The sequence below is a fragment of the Desulfobacterales bacterium genome (assembly GCA_034003325.1).
Taxonomy (GTDB): domain Bacteria; phylum Desulfobacterota; class Desulfobacteria; order Desulfobacterales; family JAFDDL01; genus JAVEYW01.
This window is the reverse complement of the sequence record JAVEYW010000001.1, coordinates 229,886-253,440: the sequence shown is the minus strand read 5'-3', so window position 1 is coordinate 253,440 and position 23,555 is coordinate 229,886. Positions and strand designations below refer to the sequence as shown.

Here is a 23,555-nt window from a genome sequence, read left to right as displayed (position 1 = left end):
CGTCTCCACCTTTGACCATATTATACGAATTTAGAAGGCATTAAGGTTCCTAACAAAAGCAGGGGGGAATAAAACAATGGCGAAGAAGAAATTTGAGCGGACGAAGCCGCATGTCAACGTGGGAACGATTGGCCATATCGATCATGGGAAGACGACACTGACGGCGGCGATCACGAAGCACAACGGTCTGCGAGGTATGGCGGAGTTTGTGCCGTTTGATCAGATTGACAAAGCGCCGGAGGAGAAAGAGCGCGGGATTACAATAGCGACGGCCCATGTGGAGTATGAGACACCGAATCGGCATTATGCGCATGTGGACTGTCCGGGTCATGCGGACTACATTAAGAACATGATCACGGGAGCCGCGCAGATGGATGGCGCCATATTAGTGGTGGGAGCCGATGACGGACCGATGCCCCAGACGCGGGAACATATATTGCTGGCGCGTCAGGTGGGTGTTCCGCGGATTGTGGTATTTTTGAACAAGTGCGACATGGTGGATGATGAGGAGTTGATTGAGCTGGTGGAGCTGGAGCTTCGGGAACTGTTGGACAAGTATGAGTTTCCCGGGGACGATACACCGATCATACGGGGCAGTGCGTTAAAGGCGCTGGAGAGCGATGATCCTGACAGCGCGGAAGCCAAGTGCATATTTGACCTGATGGAAGCGATTGACTCGTTTATACCGGAGCCGGAGCGGGATATCGACAAGCCGTTTTTAATGCCGATAGAGGATGTGTTCAGTATATCGGGTAGAGGGACGGTAGTGACGGGCCGGGCAGAGCGAGGGATCATCAAAGTGGGTGATCAGGTTGAGATAGTGGGGATACGTCCGACGATCAAGACCGTGTGTACAGGGGTGGAGATGTTCCGTAAGCTGCTGGATGAGGGTCGAGCGGGAGACAATGTGGGGTTGTTGCTGCGGGGGACGAAGCGTGAGGAAGTGGAGCGTGGTCAGGTAGTGGCGAAGCCGGGCAGCATCACGCCGCACACGAAGTTCAAGGCGGAAGTCTATATATTGAGCAAGGAAGAGGGAGGCCGGCACACGCCGTTTTTTAACGGGTATCGGCCGCAGTTTTATTTCCGGACGACGGACGTAACCGGGAACCTAATGCTTCCCGAGGGCGTTGAGATGATCATGCCGGGAGACAATGTGGCGATTTCGGCCAGTTTGATTACGCCGATTGCCATGGAGAAGGAGTTGCGGTTTGCGATTCGCGAAGGCGGTCGTACGGTCGGTGCCGGTGTCGTCAGCGAAATCATCGAATAAAGGTGAAGGAGACGTTTCGTGAGAGTAATAGTCACCCTTGCATGTTCAGAATGCAAACGGAGAAACTACACAACTACCAAAAATAAGCGTACGACGCCCGATAAGCTGGAGTTTTCAAAGTATTGCCGCTTTTGCCGAAAGCATACGCCGCATAAGGAGACGAAATAGGGATCATGCTTGCCGGATGTACATGAGGGCTTCTCCGATCTACTTGTCAATGTTGGTGGCGGAGATCTTTTAGGCCAGTAGCTCTAATTGGTAGAGCACCGGACTCCAAATCCGGGTGTTGGGGGTTCGAATCCCTCCTGGCCTGCCAGTATACTTATATTAGGAAAGATCAGGGGAAGACGGCCGCGAGCGGCCAATATAAACGCAGCCGCGAACCCTCTGATCTTTTATTTTTAGGTGCGAAATGGGACGGTTATTAAAGAAAAAGACTGCATTCAGACCAAAGAAAAAAGAAAATGGTGCTGAAACGGTGGACGCCAGCCCGGTTGCGGATGAATCCTCAGCTAAAGGGAAGGTAGTTTTGGCTGTTCAGAAGCCGGTCAAAACACCGTTAAACTTTCCCGGTCGTAATTATACTGACAAGGCAATGCAGTTTTTACGGGAAGTCCGAGTTGAGTTGAAAAAGGTGGCGTGGCCGTCTCGAACTCAGGCCATTGGTTCAACGGTGGTCGTGATTGTACTCGTCATGATCCTATCCTTTTTCTTGGGGGCGGTGGACATCGGATTGTCCAGCCTGGTTCGGGTTGTGCTGCAATAAATATTAAGGAGAGCAATTTGTGGGACTCAAATGGTATATTGTCCATGTATATTCGGGGTTTGAAAATAAGGTAAAAGCGGCCCTCGAGGAGCGCATTGCGTTATCGAACCATGCCGATAAGTTTGGAGAAGTACTGGTGCCCACCGAGCAAGTAATGGAACTGGTAAAGGGTAAACGGAAAACATCATCCAGAAAATTTTATCCCGGATATATACTGGTTCAAATGGAGTTGAGTGATGACACATGGCATATCGTCAACAACACCGCTAAGGTAACAGGGTTTCTGGGCGGAAGGGAAAAGCCGACACCGATCACAGATGAAGAAGCGGAACAAATTCTGAATCGAATGGAGGCCGGCAAAAAGAAACCGATGCCCAAATATTCTTTTGAGATTGGCGACGATATCCGTGTCATCGACGGTCCGTTCACGAATTTTAACGGTACGGTAGAGGAAGTCAATCAGGAAAAGGGGAAAATCAAAGTACTGGTGAGCATTTTCGGCCGGGCAACGCCTGTTGAGCTGGATTTTGTTCAGGTCTCCCGATTGTAACTTCAAGGCGAAGATGATTTTCCGGTTATCCGACATCGCGCCGGATTACAAATTTATTTCAGCATCAGGAGTATAATAGGAAAATGGCGAAAAAGGTTATTGCACTGATAAAACTGCAGGTGCCTGCTGGTAAGGCAAACCCGTCCCCCCCCATTGGGCCCGCGCTGGGTCAGCATGGGGTGAATATTATGGACTTTTGCAAAACGTTTAACGCGCGCACTGCAAGTGAAGAGGGGATGATTATACCTGTTGTGATAACGGTATACCAAGACAGGACATTCACCTTTATCACAAAAACTCCGCCGGCTGCCGTGTTATTGAAAAAAGCGGCCAAGATTGCTAAGGGCGCGGCCGATCCGAAAAGGGATAAGGTTGGGAAAGTAACCCGGAAACAGGTTGAAGAAATTGCCGGCCTGAAGATGGTTGATCTGAATGCGAATGACCTGGAAGCCGCCTGTCTCATTATTGAGGGAACGGCCCGGAGCATGGGGATTGAGGTCGTTTAAGAAAAAAAAAGGAGCGAGTAGGTAACGATGCCGAAGCGGGGGAAAAAATACATAAAGTCCATTGAGAAATTCGATACCCGGAAGCGTTACGACTTTTTGGAAGGGGCTCGGATGGCTATTGAGTCATCATATGCCAAGTTTGATGAAACAGTTGATGTTGCCGTTAAACTTGGGGTTGATCCGAGACACGCCGATCAAATGGTGAGGGGTACGGTTATTTTACCGAACGGGCTTGGCAAGGTTATAAGGGTGCTTGTTTTTGCCAAGGGCGAAAAAGAAATCGAAGCGCAAGAAGCCGGCGCTGATTTTGTCGGTAACGATGATCTGGTCGAAAAAATTAAGGATGGCTGGTTCGGCTTTGATAAAGCCGTGGCGACGCCGGACATGATGGGAACGGTCGGTAAAATCGGACGATTGCTCGGGCCAAGAGGTCTGATGCCCAATGCCAAAACGGGTACTGTCACGTTTGATATCGGCAAAGTCGTCCAAGAGCTCAAGGCAGGAAAGATCGATTTCCGGGTGGAAAAAGCCGGAATCGTTCATGCGCCGATGGGGAAGGTTTCTTTCGGACCGGAAAAAATTATTGAGAATGTGACCGCGTTTATTGAAACGATCTCGAAATTAAAGCCGTCCTCAAGTAAGGGAACCTATTTGAAAAGCATCGCGATTTCAACGACGATGGGTCCCGGCTTCAAGGTCGATACGGCTTTTGTGAAAGAGCTGCTGAAGTAGAAAACAGCTTCAGGAATTTCACGGAGTTTCCGGAAGCGAACGCGCTTGATTGATGCAGGATGTTGTATTCCGACATCCGCTTGTTTTTCCAGGAATAGTTAATGCCGGCTTTAGGCCATACGGCGTATTGATGCGGTTATCAGCATTCATCGCATGAACCGGTATGGGTTAAAATCAATTATTTTAACTATATTAAATTTGTTGTCAAAGACCGTAGGTGTGTCCTTGCGGACGCCTAATCGGCTGTGCCGGCCTACCTAGACAGACTTGTAGGGTGAAATGTCCAACCTCCGGTTTTTACAGACACGGAAAGGAGGTGTAATAATAACGTGAAAATTGATCAAAAAAAAGCCATTACCGAAGAGCTTCATGAAAAGTTCGAAAAGGCCAAGGTGGTGATCGTCACTGACTACAAAGGGCTAAATGTGGCCGATATCAGTCAGCTTAGAAAAAAGCTCCGTGAAGCAGGCATCGAGTATCGAGTGGCCAAGAATACACTTCTTGCCAGGGCATCCAAAGATACAAGTGTGGAAGCCATCGCAGATGAATTCAAAGGGCCAAATGCTGTTGCGCTCAGCTTTAGCGATCCGGTTGCGCCGGCCAAGGTGCTGACCGAATTTATGAAAACGAATAACAAGCTAGAGATTCGGATCGGTGTTATTGATGGAAAAGTACTGAGCCTGGACGATATTAAGGCATTATCCGCGCTGCCGTCGCGAGAAGTGCTGCTGGCGCAGGTGCTTTCGGTGATGAATGCCGTACCGACGTCCTTTGTCAGGGTCCTTGCCGGCGTACCCGTGCAGTTCCTGAATGCACTTCAAGCTATTAAGGAAAAAAAAGAGGCGGCCTGAAAAGGACGATCTCACCCTAACCTAATTTATTGTTTGATAACGGCGAATCAAAAGCGCCGTTTTGTGTAAAAATGGAGGAAGATAAACATGGCGAGCATTACCAAAGAGGATGTGGTAGAATTTATAGCGAACATGACTGTGCTTGAATTATCTCAACTGGTCAAGGAAATGGAAGAAAAATTTGGTGTTTCCGCGGCGGCGCCTGTGGCGATGATGGCGGCCGGCCCTGCCGAAGCGGCTGCAGTCGTTGAAGAGAAGACCGAATTTGACGTGATTCTGGTAGCTGCCGGAGACAAGAAAATTAATGTCATTAAAGAGGTTCGCGCTATTACGGGGCTTGGTTTAAAAGATGCCAAGGATTTGGTGGACGGCGCGCCGAAGCCGGTAAAAGAAGGTATTCCCAAGGATGAGGCGCAAAAGATAAAAGAGCAGCTTGAAAGTGCCGGCGCACAGGTGGATATGAAATAAATCGCCGGCATTTTCGGTACACAGCGAACCCGAACGACTCAAGACAAACGGGAAACGATAGGGCAGGCGGCTGTACCGGGGAGGATTCAGGGCGCGGCTGTCGCCCGTCTGCTTGAAATAAATTGGAGGCGTTTAAATGGGATAAAAGGAAACATATCCGGTTATCCCATTTTCACGCTTTTCCGACCCCAATATGGAGATGCCATGTCGGTAAGGCCTTCGGCAAATAAGAGAATCAGAAAAAGTTTCGGAAAAATTCGGAAAATAGTTGAGATTCCAGACCTGATCGGAATGCAACGAGATTCCTACGCTCGATTTCTGCAAATCAACATTCCGCCTGAAAAGCGTCAAGATATCGGTCTTCAGGCCGTATTTAAGTCTGTTTTCCCCATAAAAGATTTTACAGGAAGCGCCTCCCTGGAGTTTGTTTCCTACCGGTTTGGCGAAGTAAAGCATGGGGTTGAGGAATGTATCAACCGCGGCATGACCTATGAGTTGCCCGTACGAATTACGGTTCGGCTGGTTGTTTACGATGTTGATAAGGAAACCGGCGTTTCCAATATTCGGGATATTAAGGAACAGGAAATTTATTTTGGCACGATTCCCCTGATGACCCGAAAAGGAACTTTTATCATCAACGGAACAGAGCGCGTTGTCGTCAGCCAGTTGCACCGGTCTTCGGGCGTTTTTTTTGACCACGACAAGGGCAAAACCCATTCCAGTGGAAAAATCATATATACTTCCAGAATCATACCGGTTCGCGGGTCATGGATCGACATGGAAATCGATCCGAAAGACATCGTGTACATTCGGATCGATCGGCGCAGAAAATTTCCCGTGACGTTGTTGTTCAAGGCGTTTGGTTATTCAACCGAAGATTTGCTGTCCTATTTTTACCAGAAAGAAAAAATTGTTATTATAGGAAAGGAAATCTTTAAGGCCTACAATGAGGATTTCTTAAAAGGGCAGCGGGCCAGTATGGACATTGTCCTGCCGGAAACCGGCGAGGTGCTGGTTAAAAAAGGGAGACATTTTACCCGCAGGGCCATTCGACAATTAAAAACATCCGGAGTTGAGCTGCTCCCCATTGATGTTGAAGAATTGATGGGAAAGGCGTTTTGCTCGGTCATTCTTCATCCTGAAACCGGCGAGGTGCTTCAACGGCCCAACGATCCATTGGATGAGAGCGTTCTGAAAAAATTCGATGAGATTGGCATCACGGAATTTGAAGTCTTATACAACGACGGGGTAGGCATCGGCGATTCCATTCGAAAAACCCTGCTGATGGATAAGGTCGAGAGCAAGGAAGATGCGCTCATAGAAATTTACAGACGGCTTCGTCCGGGGAATCCCGCTACACCGGAAGTGGCCCAGGAATTTGTAGATCACCTGTTTTTTAAATCCGCCTATTATGATTTATCCGGCGTCGGCCGACTTAAAATTAATTTGCGGTTGGGCTTGAACACCCCTATTCACGTTACCACCCTGAGAAAGGAAGATATTCTTCTTACCGCCAAAACTCTCGTGGAGCTTCGGGATACGCAAGGGATGGTGGATGATATCGATCATCTGGGTAACCGCCGGGTGCGTGCCGTCGGCGAACTGCTTGAGAACCATTATCGAATCGGGCTTGTAAGAATGGAGCGGGCAATTAAAGAGCGGATGAGTTTACAAGAAGTCGATGCGCTCATGCCCCACGATTTGATAAACCCCAAACCGGTGTCTGCGGTCGTTAAAGAATTTTTCGGAACGAGCCAGCTCAGCCAGTTTATGGATCAAACCAATCCGCTTTCCGAGACGACCCACAAACGCCGGTTGAGCGCATTGGGGCCGGGTGGGCTTACTCGAGAGCGGGCCGGGTTTGAGGTTCGGGATGTGCATCCGTCCCATTACGGCAGAATATGTCCCATCGAAACGCCGGAAGGTCCGAATATCGGCCTTATTGTTTCCTTGAGCACCTATGCGCGGGTAAATGATTACGGATTTATCGAAACACCCTATCGTGTGGTTAAAGACGCTGCTGTCACCGGGGAAGTAAAATTTTTAAGCGCATTTGAAGAAAAAGAGCATCCCATCGCGCAAGCCAATGCGCCGGTGGATGAAAGCAACAGATACGTGAACGCGTTGGTGACCTCCAGGGTGGCGGGCGAGTTTATGATGGTGGAGCGGGAGCTTATCGAATTGATGGACGTCTCACCGAACCAATTGGTGAGTGTTTCCGCTTCCCTGATTCCTTTTCTGGAAAATGATGACGCCAACCGTGCGCTGATGGGTTCCAATATGCAACGCCAGGCCGTGCCGCTGATGACCAGTGAAGCCCCCTTGGTGGGTACCGGTATCGAAGGGGTTGTGGCAAAGGATTCCGGGGTTACGGTTGTTGCGGATCACGATGCAACGGTAGAGGCTGTGGAGGCCTCCCGGATTGTGCTTCGCCTTGATGCCAAGCCGGATGACGGCCAGTCCGTGGTGGAGATTCATAACCTGCAGAAGTTTGTCCGGTCCAACCAAAACACCTGCTTTAACCATCGACCCATTGTTAAGAGAGGTCAAAGAGTTAAGGCGGGGGAAGTGATCAGTGATGGCCCGGCAACGGAACAAGGCGAATTGGCCCTTGGTAAAAACGTCATTGTCGCTTTTATGCCGTGGGGAGGCTATAATTTTGAAGACTCCATTCTGGTCAGTGAACGGTTGGTTCGGGACGGTGTCTATACCTCCGTTCATATCGAAGAATTCGAAATGGTGGCCAGGGACACAAAACTTGGAAAGGAAGAGATTACTCAAGACATTCCCAATGTGGGGGAAGAAGCCCTTAAAAACCTTGACGAGAGCGGAATTATTCGCTTGGGTGCGGAAGTCGGCCAGGGAGATATTCTGGTGGGAAAAGTAACACCCAAGGGTGAAACCCAGTTATCCCCCGAGGAAAAGCTTTTGCGCGCCATTTTCGGAGAGAAGGCTGGGGAGGTGAAAGATACCTCGCTTCGTGTTCCGCCGGGGGTGGAAGGCATTGTGATTGATGCCAAGGTCTTTGCGCGCCGCGGTGTGGACAAGGACGAGCGATCCAAAACAATTGAAGCAGAAGAGATCGCCCGAATGGAAAAAGATCGGGACGATAAAATAGCCGTTACCACGGAAGCATTTCGGGATCGCCTGGCGAAGCTTCTTTCCGGCCATGAAGCGATGTCGGCCATTCGCAAAGGAAAGAAAACCATTATATCAAAAGGGGATAAAATTGACCCCGCCATGTTGGCTGATGTCTCTTTGGCCCAAATCGAAGGGCTTATTTTGACCGATAGTGAGGTAACTCAGAAGGTAAATGATATTCTCGCGGCGTATCGCCGCCAGTGTGATTATTTTAGGGATGCGTTTGAAAAACAGATCAGCCGTTTTGAGAGAGGTGATGATTTGCCTCCGGGTGTTATCAAGATGGTCAAGGTGTATGTGGCCATGAAGCGAAAACTATCCGTAGGCGATAAAATGGCGGGTCGGCATGGGAACAAAGGTGTTGTCTCGCGGATATTGCCGGTTGAGGACATGCCCTATTTTGAAGACGGCAAACCCGTCGACATGGTTTTAAACCCGTTGGGCGTTCCTTCTCGTATGAACGTGGGGCAGATTCTCGAGATTCATCTGGGAAGGGTTGCAAAGGGGCTTGGTGACCAGATCAATGTCCTGCTGGAGGAAAAACAGAAAGAGGCCTTAAGGGAAAAAATGTTGCGCATATTCGATGCCCCGGCCGAAAAGGAGCAGATTCAGGGATTGGATGATGACATGCTCTGCGATCTAGCCGTCAAATATGTCAATGGGGTTCACATGGCGACGCCGGTTTTTGACGGTGCCAAGGAGGAGGAGGTTAAGGCGCTGCTTTCAGAAGCCAACTTGAGCAGGACTGGCCAAGCGACGCTTTATGATGGCCGAACCGGCGAGGCGTTTAATGAGAAGATCACCGTCGGTACCATGTATATGCTAAAGCTCCACCATTTAGTGGACGACAAGATTCATGCCCGATCCATCGGACCGTACTCCTTGGTGACCCAGCAACCGCTCGGCGGCAAGGCGCAATTCGGTGGTCAGCGATTAGGGGAAATGGAAGTATGGGCCATGGAGGCATATGGCGCTGCCAATGCGCTGCAAGAATTTCTGACGGTCAAATCGGATGACATGGCCGGCAGAACCCGGATGTATGAAAAGATCGTGAAAGGTCAAAACTCACTGGAGCCGGGCCTTCCCGAGTCTTTCCGTGTTCTTACAAAGGAATTGCAGAGTTTGGGCCTGGATGTGTCTCTATTACAGGGAGAGTCTTAATCCGGCAAAGATGGCACCTGTGCCGTTTAACGAGAACCTGTTGCCAAATCAAGCCGCCCCAAACCCGTTAACCCTGAAATAGGAAGAGATGATGGAAACAATTTACGATTTTTTTGCGAAACCGACGGATCCAAGACTATATACCGGCGTAAAGGTTGCGCTGGCCTCTTCGGCCCAGATTCGTGAATGGTCTCATGGGGAAATAAAAAAACCGGAAACGATTAACTACCGCACCTTCAAGCCCGAGCGGGATGGGCTGTTCTGCGCGAAAATATTTGGTCCGACCAAGGATTATGAATGTAATTGCGGCAAATACAAACGGATGAAGCACCGCGGTGTGATCTGTGAGAAATGTGGCGTGGAGGTGATTCAGTCTAAGGTTCGCCGGGAGCGCATGGGGCATATTGAGCTGGCCACGCCGGTATCCCATATATGGTTTTTAAAGAGTCTTCCCAGCAAGATTGGAAATTTACTCGATTTGACGCTGAAGAATATGGAGAAGGTGCTTTATTTTGACTCCTATATTGTGATTGACCCCAAGGAAACCACGCTGACCAAAGGGCAGCTTCTTTCCGATGATAAATACCGTGAAGCCATTGAAACCTTCGGCGCAAAATTTGAGGCCGGCATCGGGGCCGAGGCGGTATATAAGCTGCTTGAAGAGCTGAACCTGGAGGAAATTTACAAGCAGTTAAAATCTGAAATTCGCTCCACCGGTTCCACAACCAAACGTCAAAAACTGGCTAAACGGCTGAAAATAGTGGATGCGTTTCGAAGAAGCGGCATCAACCCGGTCTGGATGATCATGGATGTGATTCCGGTGTTGCCACCCGATTTGAGACCGTTGGTGCCGCTGGAGGGGGGACGGTTTGCCACTTCGGATTTAAATGATTTATACCGCCGAGTAATCAATCGGAACAACCGGCTTAGACGGCTTATTGATCTAAAAGCCCCTGACATTATTGTTCGAAATGAAAAACGGATGCTTCAGGAGGCCGTGGACGTCCTGTTCGATAACGGCCGGCACGGCCGGGTTGTCACCGGCACCAACAAACGCCCGCTTAAATCTCTAAGTGACACATTAAAGGGGAAGCAAGGACGGTTTCGCCAGAATTTGCTGGGGAAGCGCGTCGATTATTCTGGAAGAACCGTCATTACGGTTGGACCGAACTTGCGGCTTCACCAATGCGGGTTGCCCAAAAAAATGGCTCTGGAGCTCTTTAAGCCGTTTGTTTATTATCGATTGGAACGAAAAGGGCTGGTATCAACGATTAAAAGCGCCAAAAAGATGGTGGAAAGAGAAGTGCCTGAAGTCTGGGACACACTGGACGAGGTGGTTAAGGAGTATCCCGTGATGCTCAACCGCGCTCCGACACTGCATCGGTTGGGCGTTCAGGCGTTTGAGCCGACCCTGATTGAAGGAAAGGCCATTCAGCTTCATCCTTTGGTTTGTACGGCGTTCAATGCGGATTTTGACGGGGATCAGATGGCCGTGCATATTCCGCTTTCCGTGGAGGCACAGATCGAGGCGCGGGTGCTGATGCTTTCGAGCAACAATATTTTGTCGCCTGCAAACGGATCGCCGATTATTGTGCCGAGTCAGGATATCGTTTTGGGTATCTACTATATGACCAAGATATTCAAGGGGGCCAAGGGTGAAGGTCGGTTGTTTTCCGGGCCGGAAGAAGTGCGTTGCGCCTATGACGCCGGTGTCATCGATCTGCATGCGGAAATAATCGTTCGTATAGAAGGTAAACGGGTTCATACCACGGTCGGGCGTATTCTGCTCGGTGATATCATGCCCGATGATTCGGTGCTGGTATTACGGCATATCATGGTATCCGATCATGCTACCGCTGAAGAAGTCAAAAAGAAACTGCGAACCGGGATGGCGTTTGAAGAGCTGGTTGATACCTATTCCCAGAGTTTGGACAAGGAAAATAACGGCATGCTGGGTCGGGTGCGGGCCGATGAGTTTAAACGGGTGTTCAATGCGGGCGAGAAGGTGGCGAGTGCCTTGTTTAATCTTGATGTCGGTCAGTTCAGCGATATTATCGTAGAGCAAGGCAGGTATCATCTGTTTGAAGTCGTCGAGAAGCAAAAGGAAGTACCGTTTGAAAAGATCAACATGGTCCAGAACAAAAAGTCGCTTCGGGAATTGATTGATTATGTGTATCGGCATCTGGGACCCAAGGCCACGGTCATTCTTTCGGACCGGCTAAAAGATATCGGATATCGGTATTCGACTATCGGCGGGCTTTCCATATCGATAGACGCGATGATCATTCCCAAGTCCAAATGGGGGATTCTCAAGAAAGCCGAGGAGCAGGTCACCGAAATCGGGCGTCAATACACGGAAGGCCTTATTACCCAGGGCGAAAAATATAATAAGGTCGTCGACATCTGGGCCAAGGCCACAGATGATATTGCCAATGAAATGATGGACGCCATGAAGGCTTCGCCCGAGCTTGATGAAGACGGGCAAATGAAAGTCGACCGGGCCGGAAATCCGGTGATTCGCGAAGCATTCAACCCGATTTTTATGATGGCTGATTCCGGCGCCCGCGGCAGCAAGGACCAAATGCGACAGCTGGCGGGCATGCGGGGGTTGATGGCCAAGCCGTCGGGTGAAATTATTGAGACACCGATTACGGCTAATTTCCGAGAAGGATTATCCGTGCTTCAATATTTTATTTCGACACATGGCGCGCGAAAAGGCCTTGCCGATACGGCGCTTAAAACCGCCAACTCCGGGTATCTGACCCGGCGTTTGGCCGATGTTGCGCAGGATTGCACCGTGATGGAGGTCGATTGTGGCACCATGATGGGTGTTGAAGTTGAACCCCTGATGGAGGGTGGTGAAGTCATTCAGGAAATCGGCGAGAGAGTCCTTGGCCGGACGGCCTTGGAGGATATACTTGATCCGTTTACCGATGAAGTTCTGGTGCCTAGCGGACAGGAAATTGACGAGGCTGCGGCGGAAAAGATTGAATCTGCCGGTATTTCAATTGTGAAGATCCGTTCGGTATTGACTTGCCGAACGCGCTTTGGCGTTTGTGCCAAGTGCTACGGTCGGGATCTGGCGCATGGCCAACGGGTCGAGATCGGTCAGGCGGTTGGTATTTTGGCGGCACAATCCATTGGCGAGCCCGGCACTCAGTTGACCATGCGGACCTTTCACATTGGTGGTACGGCCAGCCGGCGGGTCGAACAGGCCGATACGCGCGCTCGGGTGGACGGCACGATCAAGTTGGATGAGAACCTCAAAGTGGTTCGAAACGCTGAAAATCAGACCATTGTTATGAACCGTAGGGGCGGGGAGTTTTCGATTGTCGGTAGTACTGGCCGGGAAAGAGAGCGTCTTCCGATCATCTACGGAGCGCATTTGGTGGTTCAAGACGGCCAGGAGGTAAAACCCGGGGATATTCTGGCCACTTGGGACCCGTTTACCACCCCCATCATCACGGAAGTGCCGGGAACCGTAAAATTTGGGGATATCGTCCCCCAAAAAACGATGCAGGAAAAAGTGGATCCGGTTACCGGAAAATCGAGCCGGACCATTATCGAATCTAAAATAGGAGATGTCCGGCCACGTATTTCCATTAAAGATGCGGCCGGGAAAACGGCAAAACTGACCGGCGGTTCCGGGCTGGCGCGCTATATTCTGCCCACGGATGCTATTTTGCTGGTGGAGGAAGGTGATACGGTGAAGGCTGGGGATATTATCGCGAAGCTGCCGCGTGCCACCACCAAAACCAAGGATATTACCGGTGGTCTTCCGCGAGTGGCGGAGCTTTTTGAAGTTAGAAAGCCCAAAGAGGCTTCAATCCTCAGCGAGATTGATGGCTATGTTTCCATTTCCAAGGGTACCAAGAAGGGGAAACAGAAAGTAACGGTTACCCCGGTGGGTGTCGGAGAAAAAAAAGAGTACCTCGTACCCCGCGGCAAGCATATTAATGTGTATGAAGGGGACTATGTTCGCGCGGGTGAAGCGATCATCGGCGGTTCGGCCAATCCTCAGGATATTTTAAATATCAAGGGGGAAGTGGCCCTGGCGAGGTACCTTGTGAACGAAGTGCAGGAAGTCTACCGTCTTCAGGGGGTTCGCATTAACGACAAACACATCGAGGTGATTGTTCGGCAGATGATGCGACGGGTAAAAATTACCGACGTGGGGGATACGGATTTTATTCTTGAGGAACAAGTGGACCGTACAAGGTTTGAAGAGGCGAATCAATTGGTTATAGATAATGGTGATAAACCCGCGATGGCCGAGTCTTTGATTCTTGGTATTACCAAGGCTTCTTTGAGTACGGATAGCTTCATTTCAGCGGCGTCGTTTCAGGAAACGACCAAAGTGCTTACGGATGCGAGCATCGCCGGGGCCGTGGATTATCTGCGTGGGCTGAAGGAAAACGTAATTATGGGCCGATTGATACCAGCCGGGACTGGGTTGCCTGCCTACGGATCAATTGATGTTGAGACGGTTTAGCTCCTCTTTAGCACTTCACGTGCTTGGGCTGAAAAGAACAGGGATTCACCGAGTTTCTACCTGCTTTCGGGCGCGCGAACGACAGCGTGGCAGGCATGGGACAGTACTATAGGGGGTTGATAAAGGATGACCGTTTTAAAATATTTATATAAAGTGCTTGACAATAATAGCCTATCTGTATACTAATGCGGTTTTTGTCAAGATGTGAACTTTGCGTTTGGATTATCGTCATTAAGGGGAAAAAATGCCGACCATCAACCAGTTAGTCAGGAAAGGTAGAAAACGAGTCCAACAGAAGACCACCACGCCGGTGCTGAAGGGCGCGCCGCAGAAACGAGGGGTATGCACACGCGTGTATACCTCAACACCGAAAAAGCCGAATTCGGCGCTTAGAAAGGTGGCCAGGGTAAGATTGACGACCGGGATCGAAGTGACGGCATACATCCCCGGTATAGGCCATAACCTTCAGGAGCATTCGGTGGTTTTGGTTAGAGGCGGCCGCGTGAAGGATCTTCCCGGCGTTCGATATCATATCGTTCGAGGGACGCTCGATAGCCTTGGTGTGGAAGATCGGAAACAGGGCCGCAGTAAATATGGGGCCAAGAAGCCTAAATAAATAATCGTAACACATATCCTTCTAAACTGTAACTTAAGTGAAATGGTGTGATCTATGCCGAGAAGAAGAGAAGTTCCAGAGCGGCCCGTAATTCCGGATGCCAAATACAGCAGCAAGCTGGTTGCAAAGTTTATCAATTCCATCATGCGGGATGGTAAAAAGAGCACGGCTGAAGCAATTTTATATGGCGCATTCAACATTATAAAAGATAAGACAAAGGAAGAACCGCTCAAGATCTTTGAGAAAGCCCTGGACAATGTCAAACCGGTGATAGAGGTTAAGTCACGGCGAGTGGGGGGATCAACCTATCAGGTGCCGACTGAAATTCGTCAATCGCGTAGGATGGCATTAGGTATTCGATGGATTATCAATTACTCAAAGGGGCGCTCGGAACGGGATATGGCAAGCAAGCTGGCCGGTGAATTGATGGATGCCGCCAATATGAGGGGCACATCGGTTAAAAAGCGAGAAGATACCCATAAAATGGCAGAAGCCAATAAGGCTTTTGCGCATTTCCGCTGGTAACGACAAGCGAGGGGCTTCGAAGAGAAGACATCTAATGGCGTGCCCCTTTAAATTGGAGGAATAAAACAATGGCGAAGAAGAAATTTGAGCGGACGAAGCCGCATGTCAACGTGGGAACGATTGGCCATATCGATCATGGGAAGACGACACTGACGGCGGCGATCACGAAGCACAACGGTCTGCGAGGTATGGCGGAGTTTGTGCCGTTTGATCAGATTGACAAAGCGCCGGAGGAGAAAGAGCGCGGGATTACAATAGCGACGGCCCATGTGGAGTATGAGACACCGAATCGGCATTATGCGCATGTGGACTGTCCGGGTCATGCGGACTACATTAAGAACATGATCACGGGAGCCGCGCAGATGGATGGCGCCATATTAGTGGTGGGAGCCGATGACGGACCGATGCCCCAGACGCGGGAACATATATTGCTGGCGCGTCAGGTGGGTGTTCCGCGGATTGTGGTATTTTTGAACAAGTGCGACATGGTGGATGATGAGGAGTTGATTGAGCTGGTGGAGCTGGAGCTTCGGGAACTGTTGGACAAGTATGAGTTTCCCGGGGACGATACACCGATCATACGGGGCAGTGCGTTAAAGGCGCTGGAGAGCGATGATCCTGACAGCGCGGAAGCCAAGTGCATATTTGACCTGATGGAAGCGATTGACTCGTTTATACCGGAGCCGGAGCGGGATATCGACAAGCCGTTTTTAATGCCGATAGAGGATGTGTTCAGTATATCGGGTAGAGGGACGGTAGTGACGGGCCGGGCAGAGCGAGGGATCATCAAAGTGGGTGATCAGGTTGAGATAGTGGGGATACGTCCGACGATCAAGACCGTGTGTACAGGGGTGGAGATGTTCCGTAAGCTGCTGGATGAGGGTCGAGCGGGAGACAATGTGGGGTTGTTGCTGCGGGGGACGAAGCGTGAGGAAGTGGAGCGTGGTCAGGTAGTGGCGAAGCCGGGCAGCATCACGCCGCACACGAAGTTCAAGGCGGAAGTCTATATATTGAGCAAGGAAGAGGGAGGCCGGCACACGCCGTTTTTTAACGGGTATCGGCCGCAGTTTTATTTCCGGACGACGGACGTAACCGGGAACCTAATGCTTCCCGAGGGCGTTGAGATGATCATGCCGGGAGACAATGTGGCGATTTCGGCCAGTCTGATTACGCCGATTGCCATGGAGAAGGAGTTGCGGTTTGCGATTCGCGAAGGCGGTCGTACGGTCGGCGCCGGTGTCGTCAGCGAAATCATCGAGTAGAGGGAAAGCAGGCAACCATGAAAATGAACACAAAAATTCGGATTCGGCTCAAGGCTTACGATCATAAGCTCTTGGATCAATCTGCTTCGGATATAGTCGATACGGCCCGAAAAACCGGTGCCAAAGTGGTCGGCCCGATTCCACTTCCGACGGTTATCAATAAATATTGTATCCTACGATCACCGCATGTGAATAAAAAATCGAGGGAGCAGTTTGAAATGCGCACCTATAAACGGCTCTTGGATATTCAGGATCCTACCCAGCAGACAGTTGATGCACTGATGAAATTGGATCTGTCACCGGGTGTGGATGTTGAAATTAAACTGTAGCATAGGAACCTGAAAGCCATGTGTAAAGGAATAATAGGCAAAAAGCTTGGGATGATGGGTGTCTTTTCCACCGAGGGCACCTTTGTGCCGGTGACGGTGGTGAAGCTCGGGCCGTGCGTGGTGACGCAAATTAAAACCATTGCCAAAGACGGATATAATTCGCTTCAAGTCGGATTCGGTGAAAAAAAAGCCAAAAATATTACCAAACCGCTCAAAGGCCATTTCGGAAAAAGTGGTGACGGTCTATTTGAAGTGACACGCGAGTTTCCGGTGGATGACCCGGATAGCTATCAGCTGGGCCAAGTGATCTCGCCCGAAATATTTAAAATCGGGGAAAAGGTCGATGTTGTAGGTAATACAAAGGGGCGAGGGTTTTCCGGCGTTATCAAAAGGCATGGATTCGGCGGTGGTCGTGTTACTCATGGGAGTCACAGCAAGCGGATTCCGGGATCAATCGGTTGCAGCGCTTGGCCTTCAAAGGTTGTCAAAGGGAAAAAAATGCCCGGACAATACGGGAACGAGCGAAAGACGGTTCGAAATGTCGTTATCGTGGATATTCGCCCGGATGACAATATTGTTCTGATCAAGGGGGCATTGCCCGGTAGCCGGTCCGGTCTTGTGATGGTAAAAAAGGTTAAATATTAAAATTAATTGGGTCTTCCATATGGGAATCGTACTAAGGCGGACTGGGGAATGATCGTTGCGACTTGGTGGATTGAAGCAAGACCAGAATAACACTTTGAAAAAAAGCGGGAAAATTATGGCTGTCATAGATGTAGTCAACCAAAAAGGGGAGAAGGTTTCCCAGGTAGATCTTTCTGACCAAATTTTCAGCGTTCCGGTAAAGGGAAGCGTTCTGCACGAGGTGGTCAAGATGCAGCTGGCAAACCGGCGCGCAGGCACCCACGCGGTAAAGCACCGGAGCGATGTGACCGGCAGTACGCGCAAGCTTTTCCGTCAGAAAGGGACCGGCCGGGCTAGACGCGGCGATATCAAGTCTCCGGTGCTCAGAGGCGGTGGATCGATATTTGGACCGGATCCACGCTCCTATACTTACAAAGTGCCCAAAAAAGTTAGACGGTTGGCGCTGAAGATGGCATTGAGCAGCAAGCTGATCGAAAATAAATTGGTGGTGCTGGACGGCTTTTTTCTGGAAGAGGTCAAAACCAAGCGTTTTGTGGAAGTTCAAAAAGCGCTGAATCTGGGCAAGGCGCTCTTTTTGACGGATCAACCCAATGAACATCTGGATAGATCTTCTAGAAATATTCAGGGGGTCAAGGTTTTGGAAACCGAAGGTATCAACGTTTACGACATTTTGGCCCATGACAGTCTGGTAATCATTCAGTCCGCTGTTTCGGCTATTGAAGGGAGGCTCTCATGACGCCCTATGATATCATTAAACGGCCGATGATTACGGAAAAATCGACGCTTCAAAAGGAATCGAACAACCAGGTGTGTTTTGAAGTGGATCGCAGGGCAAACCGGGTTGAAATCAGGCATGCCGTTGAAAAATTATTCAATGTTAAAGTCGCGACTGTTCGAACGATACAAGTAAAGGGTAAGGTAAAACAGCGGGGGCGAATTGTCGGTAAGCGCAGGGACTGGAAGAAGGCAAATGTGAAGTTGATGCCCGGCGAGCGAATCGAATTCTTTGAAGGTGTATAACGTTAAAGCGTGTCGTGGGCGCGTATTGTACGGATGCCGGTGAAGCCGGATCAAGGCACTAGCGAGAGAGGCGAAGATGGCAGTTAAGAAAGTAAAAGCAACTTCCCCGGGACGACGGTTCCAGGCGTTTTCTACGAATGACGAAATAACAAAAAAAACGCCTGAAAAAAGCCTGTTAACACGGATAAAAAAGACCGGTGGCCGCAATGTGAACGGCCGAATCACCAGCAGGCATAAGGGCGGCGGTCATAAAAGACATTACCGATTGATCGATTTCAAGCGGGACAAGAGCGGCATTCCGGCCAAAGTGGCGGCCATAGAATACGATCCGAACAGAACAGCCCGCATTGCATTGCTGCATTACGTTGATGGCGAAAAAAGATATATTCTGGCGCCGCTGAAGCTTGAAGTCGGCCATACTATCATGTCTGGCCCCGAGGCGGATATTAAACCCGGAAATGCGCTTCCGCTGCGTAATATTCCACTGGGAACCCATATTCATAATATTGAGTTGCGAGCGGGTGCGGGCGGGCAGATTGTTCGGAGTGCGGGTGGTTTTGCGCAGCTGATGGCAAAGGAAGACAATTATGCGATGGTGAAGCTGCCTTCCGGTGAGGTTCGAAAAGTCTTACTTGCCTGCAGAGCGACCATCGGTCAACTTGGAAATCTGATGCATGAGAATGTTTCTCTTGGCAAGGCAGGGAGAAAACGTTGGCTGGGTAACCGTCCGAAAGTTCGAGGGGTTGCGATGAACCCGGTGGACCATCCGATGGGGGGTGGTGAAGGAAGATCTTCGGGTGGCAGGCATCCATGCAGCCCTTGGGGCATGCCGTCAAAAGGCTTTCGCACGCGAAAGAATAAGCGAACGGATAAGTTTATTGTAACCAGAAGAAAGAAGTAAAAAACCAGCCGGATTGATGGTGGCGGCGATGGTGCAGCAGCCAAGGAAATACGAATAGAAGGCGAAATCAGGAGAAAATATGCCACGGTCGTTAAAAAAAGGTCCTTATATTGAGCCCAAACTGATGGGAAAAGTGGTTACCGCACAGGAGAGTCGGTCTAATCGGGTGATTAAAACCTGGTCCAGACGCTCTACGGTTGTTCCGGAGATGGTGGGCATCACGCTGGCCGTTCATAACGGAAAAAAGTTCGTGCCGGTGTTCGTATCGGAAAATATGGTCGGGCACAAACTGGGCGAATTTTCTCCGACTCGGACGTTTTATGGACATGCCGGCGATAAAAAAACCAAAATTAAGAAGTAAATTGGAGATTGGAGAATGTCTGGTATGGAGGTAAGAGCCGTATTAAGATATGCCCGCATCTCACCGCAAAAAGTACGTATGCTGGTTGGGGGGATCAAGGGATTGCCGGTTGAAACGGGTCTGCAGAAAGTCAAGTTTATGCCGCAAAAAAGTGCCAGAATATTGGAGAAGATTATTACCAGTGCGGTGGCGAATGCCGATCAAAAACCCGGTGTTGATGTGGATTCCCTGGTTATAAGAAACATTACGGCGGATCAGGGGCCAATGTTGAAGCGATTCACGGCAAGAGCGCGCGGAAGGGGAAGCCGCATTCTAAAGCGGACGAGTCATATCGCCGTCACTTTATCGGACGAAAAGGTGTTATAAAGGAGGAAGCAGTTTGGGCCAGAAAGTAAATCCGATTGGAATGAGATTAGGTATTGTCAAAACCTGGGAATCCCGGTGGTATTCTGATAAGAATTACTCGGATTATATCCTTGAAGACTTCAATATTCGAAAATTTTTAAAAGAAAAACTCTACCATGCCGGTGTTTCCAGGATAGAGATAGAAAGATCCGCCAAACGGATTCGGCTCAGAATTTTTACAGCCAGACCCGGGATCGTGATCGGTAAAAAAGGGTCCGAAATCGAGCAACTCAAAAAGGACATCGAGAAGACGATTACACAGGAAGTTTCCATCGATATTCAGGAAGTCAGAAAACCTGAGGTGGATGCCCAATTAATGGCTGAAAGTGTTGCCATGCAAATTACACGTCGTGTGGCGTTTCGGCGTGCTATGAAACGAGGGGTGACAAGCGCGATGCGTTTCGGGGCTCAAGGCGTGAAGATTATATGCGCCGGTCGGTTGGGCGGGGCTGAAATGGCCCGTACGGAATGGTATAAGGAAGGAAGAGTGCCGCTGCACACCCTTCGGGCTGATATCGATTATGGATTTACCGAGGCGCGAACCACCTATGGGATCATCGGGGTAAAGGTGTTTATTTTTAAGGGTGAAATTTTAAAGAAAAATGAGACGGAACTGAGCGCGCAATCGCCGATAGGAGTATAAGGACATGCTGAGTCCAAAGAGGGTAAAATTCCGAAAACAACAGCGGGGCAAAATGAGAGGTGCGGCCACCCGCGGCGCCAACCTTAATTTTGGCGATTTCGGATTGCAGGTAATTGAATGCGGGTATATCAGCTCGAAACAAATCGAGGCTGCCCGTGTCGCTATGACGCGCCATGTTAAAAGGGGCGGAAAAATGTGGATTCGTATTTTTCCGGATAAACCGATTACCAAAAAGCCCGCGGAAGTCAGAATGGGCAAGGGGAAAGGGCCTCCTGAGGGGTGGGTGGCCGTTGTTCGCCCAGGTCGAATCCTCTATGAAATGGAAGGTGTTGACCGTGAAATGGCAAAAGAAGCGCTTCGGCTTGCCGCACACAAACTTCCATTGAAGACTAGGTTTATAGAGAGGAGCGAAGGGTAATGAAGGCTATTGAACTCAAGGAAATGAGCCTTGATGAGATATCGCGCAAAGAACTCGATCTAACGCAGGAATTGTTTAATTTACGATTTCAGCACGGTACCGGACAGTTAGAGAATACCTCGAAATTACAATCGGTTAAACGCGAAATCGCCAGGGTCAAGACCATTATCCGACAAAAAGAAATTCAACCGTAATCAAACAATTAGTGAGCGCCATGAAAATAAGAGGAATGAAAAGACAGCTGACCGGAGTCGTTGTCAGCGACAAAATGGAAAAGACCATTGTCGTTAAAATTGAACGGTTGGTCAAACATCGTCTGTACCAAAAATATATTAAAAGGCGAGTCCAATTTGCTGCTCATGATGAGAACAACACTTGCAAGATCGGGGATAAGGTTATCATCACCGAATCGAGGCCTTTGAGCAAAACCAAGAAATGGCGCGTCAGTCAGATAATTGAAAAAGCTGTTTGATGGAAAAGGAATGCAAATAAAATGATTCAGGCAGAGACCAGATTGACAGTGGCTGATAATTCCGGCGCGAAAATACTGAGTTGCATTAAAGTGCTCGGTGGCTCCCGGAGGAGGTATGCCAGTATCGGCGACATTATCGTCGTATCGGTGAAAGAAGCGATACCGAATGCAAAGGTGAAAAAAGGTGACGTACTCAAAGCGGTTGTGGTGCGCACCAAAAAGGCGATTCGTCGTCCGGATGGGTCATTCATTCGGTTTGATGATAACTCGGCGGTGGTGATAAATCAAAACCGGGAGCCGATTGGAACGCGTATTTTCGGGCCGGTCGCAAGAGAGCTAAGGGCCAAGCGGTTTATGAAAATTATTTCCTTGGCGCCGGAAGTCATTTAGGCGAATGCTGCCATGCGGAGAAGTGAATTATGCTGATAAATAAAGTGCGCGTAAAAAAGGATGACAAGGTTAAAATTATTGCCGGCAAGGACAAGGGGAAAATTGGTAAGGTCCTAAAGACCGATCGTAAAAAAGCCCGTGTGCTTGTTGAAAATATTAATAAGGTAAAACGCCACACACGACCCAATGCGCAAAACCGTCAGGGGGGTATTGTCGAGCGAGAAGCGCCGATTGATTTATCCAATGTGATGCTCTTGTGCAATAAATGCATGGCGCCGGCTCGTGTCAAAATGCAGATACTGGAAGACGGCAAAAAAATGCGGATCTGCCGGAAATGCGCTGAACAACTCGACGCATAAGGCACGGAGCCGGAGGAGTGTTATGTCGCAGTTAAGAGAAATATATTGTAATGAGATAGCCCCCAAATTGACCGAGACCTTTGGGTATAAAAACGTCATGCAGGTCCCGAGGCTTGAGAAAATCGTGTTGAACATGGGGCTTGGTGAGGCTATTCAAAATGTCAAACTTCTGGAATCAGCCGTTGAGGAATTGAGTACGATTGCCGGGCAGAAAGCCGTGATTACCCGGGCCAGAAAATCCATTGCGGCGTTTAAATTGAGGGAAGGGATGCCCATCGGCTGCCGAGTGACGCTTCGTCGGGACCGTATGTACGATTTCTTCTATAAACTGGTCAATATTGCCTTAGCCCGTGTGCGAGACTTCAAAGGAATTTCGGGAAAGGCGATGGACGGCAATGGCAATTATTCACTGGGCATTAAGGAACATATTATCTTTCCCGAGATTGACTACGATAAAATTGATAAGATCAAAGGTCTTAATATTACGATTGTAACATCCGCAAAGACCGATGAAGAAGGCAAGCAACTGCTAAAACTGCTCGGGATGCCGTTTCGAAATTAAATCGGCGCGAAGGGTATCGTTGGTTCGACGGTTACAAGGAGGATAGTTTGGCTAAAAAATCGCTTCAGAACAAAGCCCAGGCAGAACCGAAATTCAAGGTTCGGGGATACAACCGGTGCCCCATGTGCGGCAGACCCAGGGCGTATATGCGGAAATTTGGTATCTGTCGAATCTGTTTTCGAGATTTGGCATCACATGGAAGACTCCCCGGTGTTATTAAGTCCAGTTGGTAATTACTTTGGAGCTTTCCACCATTAAAGTGCAGTATTAACAAACAGCGAATTCAAAGTACGGAGAATACGATGTCAATGAGTGATCCGATCGCCGATATGCTAACCAGGATCAGAAACGGCGGAAAAGCGAAATTCAACAGTGTTGAAATTCCTGGGGCGAAAATTAAGGTAGAGCTTGCGAAGTTGATGAAAAACGAAGGGTATATTCGTAATTACAAATTCGTGAAAGACAACAAGCAAGGCATTCTGAAGGTGTACCTTAAATATGGCGAGGATCAGCGTCATGCGATTTTCGGTATTCAGCGTATCAGCAAGCCGAGTCGCAGAGTGTATTTTAAGGGCAAAGACATCAAGCCGGTTTTAGATGGTATGGGCGTTGCTGTTATATCGACCTCAAAAGGCATCATGACCGACAAACAGGCACGTAAGCAGAACGTCGGTGGTGAAGTCCTTTGTAAAATCTGGTAATAGAGGAGT

29 protein-coding genes and 1 tRNA gene are annotated in these 23,555 nt (G+C 49.4%); all 30 read left to right on the top strand.

The features are described 5' to 3' along the window. The first annotated feature begins 76 nt into the window (after nucleotides 1-76). The 30 genes from tuf (RBT11_01155) to rpsH all read left to right on the top strand — a co-directional run bounded on the left by tuf (RBT11_01155) (nucleotide 77) and on the right by rpsH (nucleotide 23,546). A complete protein-coding gene (tuf, locus tag RBT11_01155; GenBank protein MDX9785362.1) occupies nucleotides 77-1,270 on the top strand; it encodes an elongation factor Tu in 1,194 nt (397 codons plus the stop codon). 18 nt (nucleotides 1,271-1,288) lie between these two features. Next, a complete protein-coding gene (gene rpmG / locus RBT11_01150) occupies nucleotides 1,289-1,438 on the top strand; it encodes a 50S ribosomal protein L33 (GenBank protein ID MDX9785361.1) in 150 nt (49 codons plus the stop codon). 71 nt (nucleotides 1,439-1,509) lie between these two features. Next, nucleotides 1,510-1,586: transfer RNA gene (locus tag RBT11_01145), tRNA-Trp, on the top strand. A gap of 96 nt (nucleotides 1,587-1,682) precedes the next feature. Continuing rightward, entirely contained in the window at nucleotides 1,683-2,036 is a 354-nt protein-coding gene (secE, locus tag RBT11_01140; protein MDX9785360.1) for a preprotein translocase subunit SecE, read from the top strand. 19 nt (nucleotides 2,037-2,055) lie between these two features. Continuing rightward, nucleotides 2,056-2,586, top strand: coding sequence for a transcription termination/antitermination protein NusG (nusG, locus tag RBT11_01135; protein ID MDX9785359.1), 531 nt, complete (start codon nucleotides 2,056-2,058; stop codon nucleotides 2,584-2,586). Nucleotides 2,587-2,669: 83 nt separating this feature from the next. Next, the gene (rplK, locus tag RBT11_01130) at nucleotides 2,670-3,092 is read left to right on the top strand and encodes a 50S ribosomal protein L11 (protein MDX9785358.1); all 423 of its coding nucleotides are present in this window, start codon (nucleotides 2,670-2,672) and stop codon (nucleotides 3,090-3,092) included. A 27-nt stretch (nucleotides 3,093-3,119) separates the two neighbouring features. Next, nucleotides 3,120-3,824 (top strand): 50S ribosomal protein L1, encoded by a 705-nt coding sequence (gene rplA / locus RBT11_01125; GenBank protein MDX9785357.1) that lies wholly within the window; start codon nucleotides 3,120-3,122, stop codon nucleotides 3,822-3,824. A 329-nt stretch (nucleotides 3,825-4,153) separates the two neighbouring features. Further along, complete coding sequence (gene rplJ / locus RBT11_01120; protein MDX9785356.1) at nucleotides 4,154-4,675, top strand: 50S ribosomal protein L10; 522 nt, start codon at nucleotides 4,154-4,156, stop codon at nucleotides 4,673-4,675. 87 nt (nucleotides 4,676-4,762) lie between these two features. Further along, entirely contained in the window at nucleotides 4,763-5,143 is a 381-nt protein-coding gene (gene rplL / locus RBT11_01115; GenBank protein ID MDX9785355.1) for a 50S ribosomal protein L7/L12, read from the top strand. Between the two features lie 204 nt (nucleotides 5,144-5,347). Continuing rightward, nucleotides 5,348-9,445 (top strand): DNA-directed RNA polymerase subunit beta, encoded by a 4,098-nt coding sequence (gene rpoB, locus RBT11_01110; protein ID MDX9785354.1) that lies wholly within the window; start codon nucleotides 5,348-5,350, stop codon nucleotides 9,443-9,445. A 91-nt stretch (nucleotides 9,446-9,536) separates the two neighbouring features. Continuing rightward, entirely contained in the window at nucleotides 9,537-13,937 is a 4,401-nt protein-coding gene (gene rpoC, locus RBT11_01105) for a DNA-directed RNA polymerase subunit beta' (protein ID MDX9785353.1), read from the top strand. A 244-nt stretch (nucleotides 13,938-14,181) separates the two neighbouring features. Continuing rightward, nucleotides 14,182-14,553: a 30S ribosomal protein S12 gene (rpsL, locus tag RBT11_01100; GenBank protein ID MDX9785352.1), complete on the top strand. Its 372-nt coding sequence runs from the start codon at nucleotides 14,182-14,184 to the stop codon at nucleotides 14,551-14,553. Nucleotides 14,554-14,607: 54 nt separating this feature from the next. After that, nucleotides 14,608-15,078 carry a 30S ribosomal protein S7 gene (gene rpsG / locus RBT11_01095; GenBank protein MDX9785351.1) on the top strand — a complete coding sequence of 157 codons (471 nt, stop codon included), beginning with the start codon at nucleotides 14,608-14,610 and terminating at the stop codon, nucleotides 15,076-15,078. A gap of 68 nt (nucleotides 15,079-15,146) precedes the next feature. After that, nucleotides 15,147-16,340, top strand: a complete 1,194-nt coding sequence (gene tuf / locus RBT11_01090) for an elongation factor Tu (GenBank protein ID MDX9785350.1) — start codon at nucleotides 15,147-15,149, stop codon at nucleotides 16,338-16,340. A 23-nt stretch (nucleotides 16,341-16,363) separates the two neighbouring features. Beyond that, nucleotides 16,364-16,669: a 30S ribosomal protein S10 gene (rpsJ, locus tag RBT11_01085; protein MDX9785349.1), complete on the top strand. Its 306-nt coding sequence runs from the start codon at nucleotides 16,364-16,366 to the stop codon at nucleotides 16,667-16,669. Nucleotides 16,670-16,687: 18 nt separating this feature from the next. After that, entirely contained in the window at nucleotides 16,688-17,314 is a 627-nt protein-coding gene (gene rplC / locus RBT11_01080) for a 50S ribosomal protein L3 (protein MDX9785348.1), read from the top strand. A 115-nt stretch (nucleotides 17,315-17,429) separates the two neighbouring features. Continuing rightward, nucleotides 17,430-18,050, top strand: a complete 621-nt coding sequence (gene rplD / locus RBT11_01075) for a 50S ribosomal protein L4 (GenBank protein ID MDX9785347.1) — start codon at nucleotides 17,430-17,432, stop codon at nucleotides 18,048-18,050. After that, nucleotides 18,047-18,334: a 50S ribosomal protein L23 gene (gene rplW, locus RBT11_01070; GenBank protein ID MDX9785346.1), complete on the top strand. Its 288-nt coding sequence runs from the start codon at nucleotides 18,047-18,049 to the stop codon at nucleotides 18,332-18,334. Before rplD ends, rplW begins: the two co-directional genes overlap by 4 nt. 76 nt (nucleotides 18,335-18,410) lie before the next feature. Further along, nucleotides 18,411-19,235 (top strand): 50S ribosomal protein L2, encoded by an 825-nt coding sequence (gene rplB, locus RBT11_01065; protein ID MDX9785345.1) that lies wholly within the window; start codon nucleotides 18,411-18,413, stop codon nucleotides 19,233-19,235. A gap of 79 nt (nucleotides 19,236-19,314) precedes the next feature. After that, nucleotides 19,315-19,596, top strand: a complete 282-nt coding sequence (rpsS, locus tag RBT11_01060; protein MDX9785344.1) for a 30S ribosomal protein S19 — start codon at nucleotides 19,315-19,317, stop codon at nucleotides 19,594-19,596. Between the two features lie 15 nt (nucleotides 19,597-19,611). Next, nucleotides 19,612-19,962 carry a 50S ribosomal protein L22 gene (rplV, locus tag RBT11_01055; protein ID MDX9785343.1) on the top strand — a complete coding sequence of 117 codons (351 nt, stop codon included), beginning with the start codon at nucleotides 19,612-19,614 and terminating at the stop codon, nucleotides 19,960-19,962. A 13-nt stretch (nucleotides 19,963-19,975) separates the two neighbouring features. Next, entirely contained in the window at nucleotides 19,976-20,644 is a 669-nt protein-coding gene (rpsC, locus tag RBT11_01050; GenBank protein ID MDX9785342.1) for a 30S ribosomal protein S3, read from the top strand. A 4-nt stretch (nucleotides 20,645-20,648) separates the two neighbouring features. Then, a complete protein-coding gene (gene rplP, locus RBT11_01045; GenBank protein MDX9785341.1) occupies nucleotides 20,649-21,062 on the top strand; it encodes a 50S ribosomal protein L16 in 414 nt (137 codons plus the stop codon). Next, nucleotides 21,062-21,256 (top strand): 50S ribosomal protein L29, encoded by a 195-nt coding sequence (gene rpmC / locus RBT11_01040; GenBank protein ID MDX9785340.1) that lies wholly within the window; start codon nucleotides 21,062-21,064, stop codon nucleotides 21,254-21,256. The genes rplP and rpmC overlap by 1 nt, the downstream gene beginning before the upstream one ends. A 35-nt stretch (nucleotides 21,257-21,291) precedes the next feature. Beyond that, nucleotides 21,292-21,534 carry a 30S ribosomal protein S17 gene (gene rpsQ / locus RBT11_01035; GenBank protein MDX9785339.1) on the top strand — a complete coding sequence of 81 codons (243 nt, stop codon included), beginning with the start codon at nucleotides 21,292-21,294 and terminating at the stop codon, nucleotides 21,532-21,534. A 21-nt stretch (nucleotides 21,535-21,555) separates the two neighbouring features. Further along, nucleotides 21,556-21,924, top strand: coding sequence for a 50S ribosomal protein L14 (gene rplN / locus RBT11_01030; protein ID MDX9785338.1), 369 nt, complete (start codon nucleotides 21,556-21,558; stop codon nucleotides 21,922-21,924). Between the two features lie 44 nt (nucleotides 21,925-21,968). Then, on the top strand, nucleotides 21,969-22,283 hold the full coding sequence (gene rplX / locus RBT11_01025) for a 50S ribosomal protein L24 (protein ID MDX9785337.1): 315 nt from the start codon (nucleotides 21,969-21,971) through the stop codon (nucleotides 22,281-22,283). A 22-nt stretch (nucleotides 22,284-22,305) separates the two neighbouring features. Further along, nucleotides 22,306-22,845, top strand: a complete 540-nt coding sequence (rplE, locus tag RBT11_01020) for a 50S ribosomal protein L5 (protein MDX9785336.1) — start codon at nucleotides 22,306-22,308, stop codon at nucleotides 22,843-22,845. A gap of 47 nt (nucleotides 22,846-22,892) precedes the next feature. Next, nucleotides 22,893-23,078: a type Z 30S ribosomal protein S14 gene (locus RBT11_01015; GenBank protein MDX9785335.1), complete on the top strand. Its 186-nt coding sequence runs from the start codon at nucleotides 22,893-22,895 to the stop codon at nucleotides 23,076-23,078. A 69-nt stretch (nucleotides 23,079-23,147) separates the two neighbouring features. After that, nucleotides 23,148-23,546 carry a 30S ribosomal protein S8 gene (rpsH, locus tag RBT11_01010; protein ID MDX9785334.1) on the top strand — a complete coding sequence of 133 codons (399 nt, stop codon included), beginning with the start codon at nucleotides 23,148-23,150 and terminating at the stop codon, nucleotides 23,544-23,546. Nucleotides 23,547-23,555: the final 9 nt, after the last annotated feature.

What these genes read in the sequence shown, in the direction of transcription:
- rplB (MDX9785345.1), top strand. Translation starts at nt 18,411, where the DNA reads ATGGCAGTTAAGAAAGTAAAAGCAACTTCCCCGGGACGACGGTTCCAG.
- rpmC (MDX9785340.1), top strand. Translation starts at nt 21,062, where the DNA reads ATGAAGGCTATTGAACTCAAGGAAATGAGCCTTGATGAGATATCGCGC.
- rpsG (MDX9785351.1), top strand. Translation starts at nt 14,608, where the DNA reads ATGCCGAGAAGAAGAGAAGTTCCAGAGCGGCCCGTAATTCCGGATGCC.
- rpsS (MDX9785344.1), top strand. Translation starts at nt 19,315, where the DNA reads ATGCCACGGTCGTTAAAAAAAGGTCCTTATATTGAGCCCAAACTGATG.
- rplC (MDX9785348.1), top strand. Translation starts at nt 16,688, where the DNA reads ATGTGTAAAGGAATAATAGGCAAAAAGCTTGGGATGATGGGTGTCTTT.
- rpoC (MDX9785353.1), top strand. Translation starts at nt 9,537, where the DNA reads ATGGAAACAATTTACGATTTTTTTGCGAAACCGACGGATCCAAGACTA.
- rplD (MDX9785347.1), top strand. Translation starts at nt 17,430, where the DNA reads ATGGCTGTCATAGATGTAGTCAACCAAAAAGGGGAGAAGGTTTCCCAG.
- rpsQ (MDX9785339.1), top strand. Translation starts at nt 21,292, where the DNA reads ATGAAAAGACAGCTGACCGGAGTCGTTGTCAGCGACAAAATGGAAAAG.
- rpsL (MDX9785352.1), top strand. Translation starts at nt 14,182, where the DNA reads ATGCCGACCATCAACCAGTTAGTCAGGAAAGGTAGAAAACGAGTCCAA.
- rpsH (MDX9785334.1), top strand. Translation starts at nt 23,148, where the DNA reads ATGTCAATGAGTGATCCGATCGCCGATATGCTAACCAGGATCAGAAAC.
- rplV (MDX9785343.1), top strand. Translation starts at nt 19,612, where the DNA reads ATGTCTGGTATGGAGGTAAGAGCCGTATTAAGATATGCCCGCATCTCA.
- rpoB (MDX9785354.1), top strand. Translation starts at nt 5,348, where the DNA reads ATGTCGGTAAGGCCTTCGGCAAATAAGAGAATCAGAAAAAGTTTCGGA.
- secE (MDX9785360.1), top strand. Translation starts at nt 1,683, where the DNA reads ATGGGACGGTTATTAAAGAAAAAGACTGCATTCAGACCAAAGAAAAAA.
- rplA (MDX9785357.1), top strand. Translation starts at nt 3,120, where the DNA reads ATGCCGAAGCGGGGGAAAAAATACATAAAGTCCATTGAGAAATTCGAT.
- rplL (MDX9785355.1), top strand. Translation starts at nt 4,763, where the DNA reads ATGGCGAGCATTACCAAAGAGGATGTGGTAGAATTTATAGCGAACATG.
- rplK (MDX9785358.1), top strand. Translation starts at nt 2,670, where the DNA reads ATGGCGAAAAAGGTTATTGCACTGATAAAACTGCAGGTGCCTGCTGGT.
- rpsJ (MDX9785349.1), top strand. Translation starts at nt 16,364, where the DNA reads ATGAACACAAAAATTCGGATTCGGCTCAAGGCTTACGATCATAAGCTC.
- tuf (MDX9785362.1), top strand. Translation starts at nt 77, where the DNA reads ATGGCGAAGAAGAAATTTGAGCGGACGAAGCCGCATGTCAACGTGGGA.
- rplN (MDX9785338.1), top strand. Translation starts at nt 21,556, where the DNA reads ATGATTCAGGCAGAGACCAGATTGACAGTGGCTGATAATTCCGGCGCG.
- rplP (MDX9785341.1), top strand. Translation starts at nt 20,649, where the DNA reads ATGCTGAGTCCAAAGAGGGTAAAATTCCGAAAACAACAGCGGGGCAAA.
- tuf (MDX9785350.1), top strand. Translation starts at nt 15,147, where the DNA reads ATGGCGAAGAAGAAATTTGAGCGGACGAAGCCGCATGTCAACGTGGGA.
- rplW (MDX9785346.1), top strand. Translation starts at nt 18,047, where the DNA reads ATGACGCCCTATGATATCATTAAACGGCCGATGATTACGGAAAAATCG.
- rplE (MDX9785336.1), top strand. Translation starts at nt 22,306, where the DNA reads ATGTCGCAGTTAAGAGAAATATATTGTAATGAGATAGCCCCCAAATTG.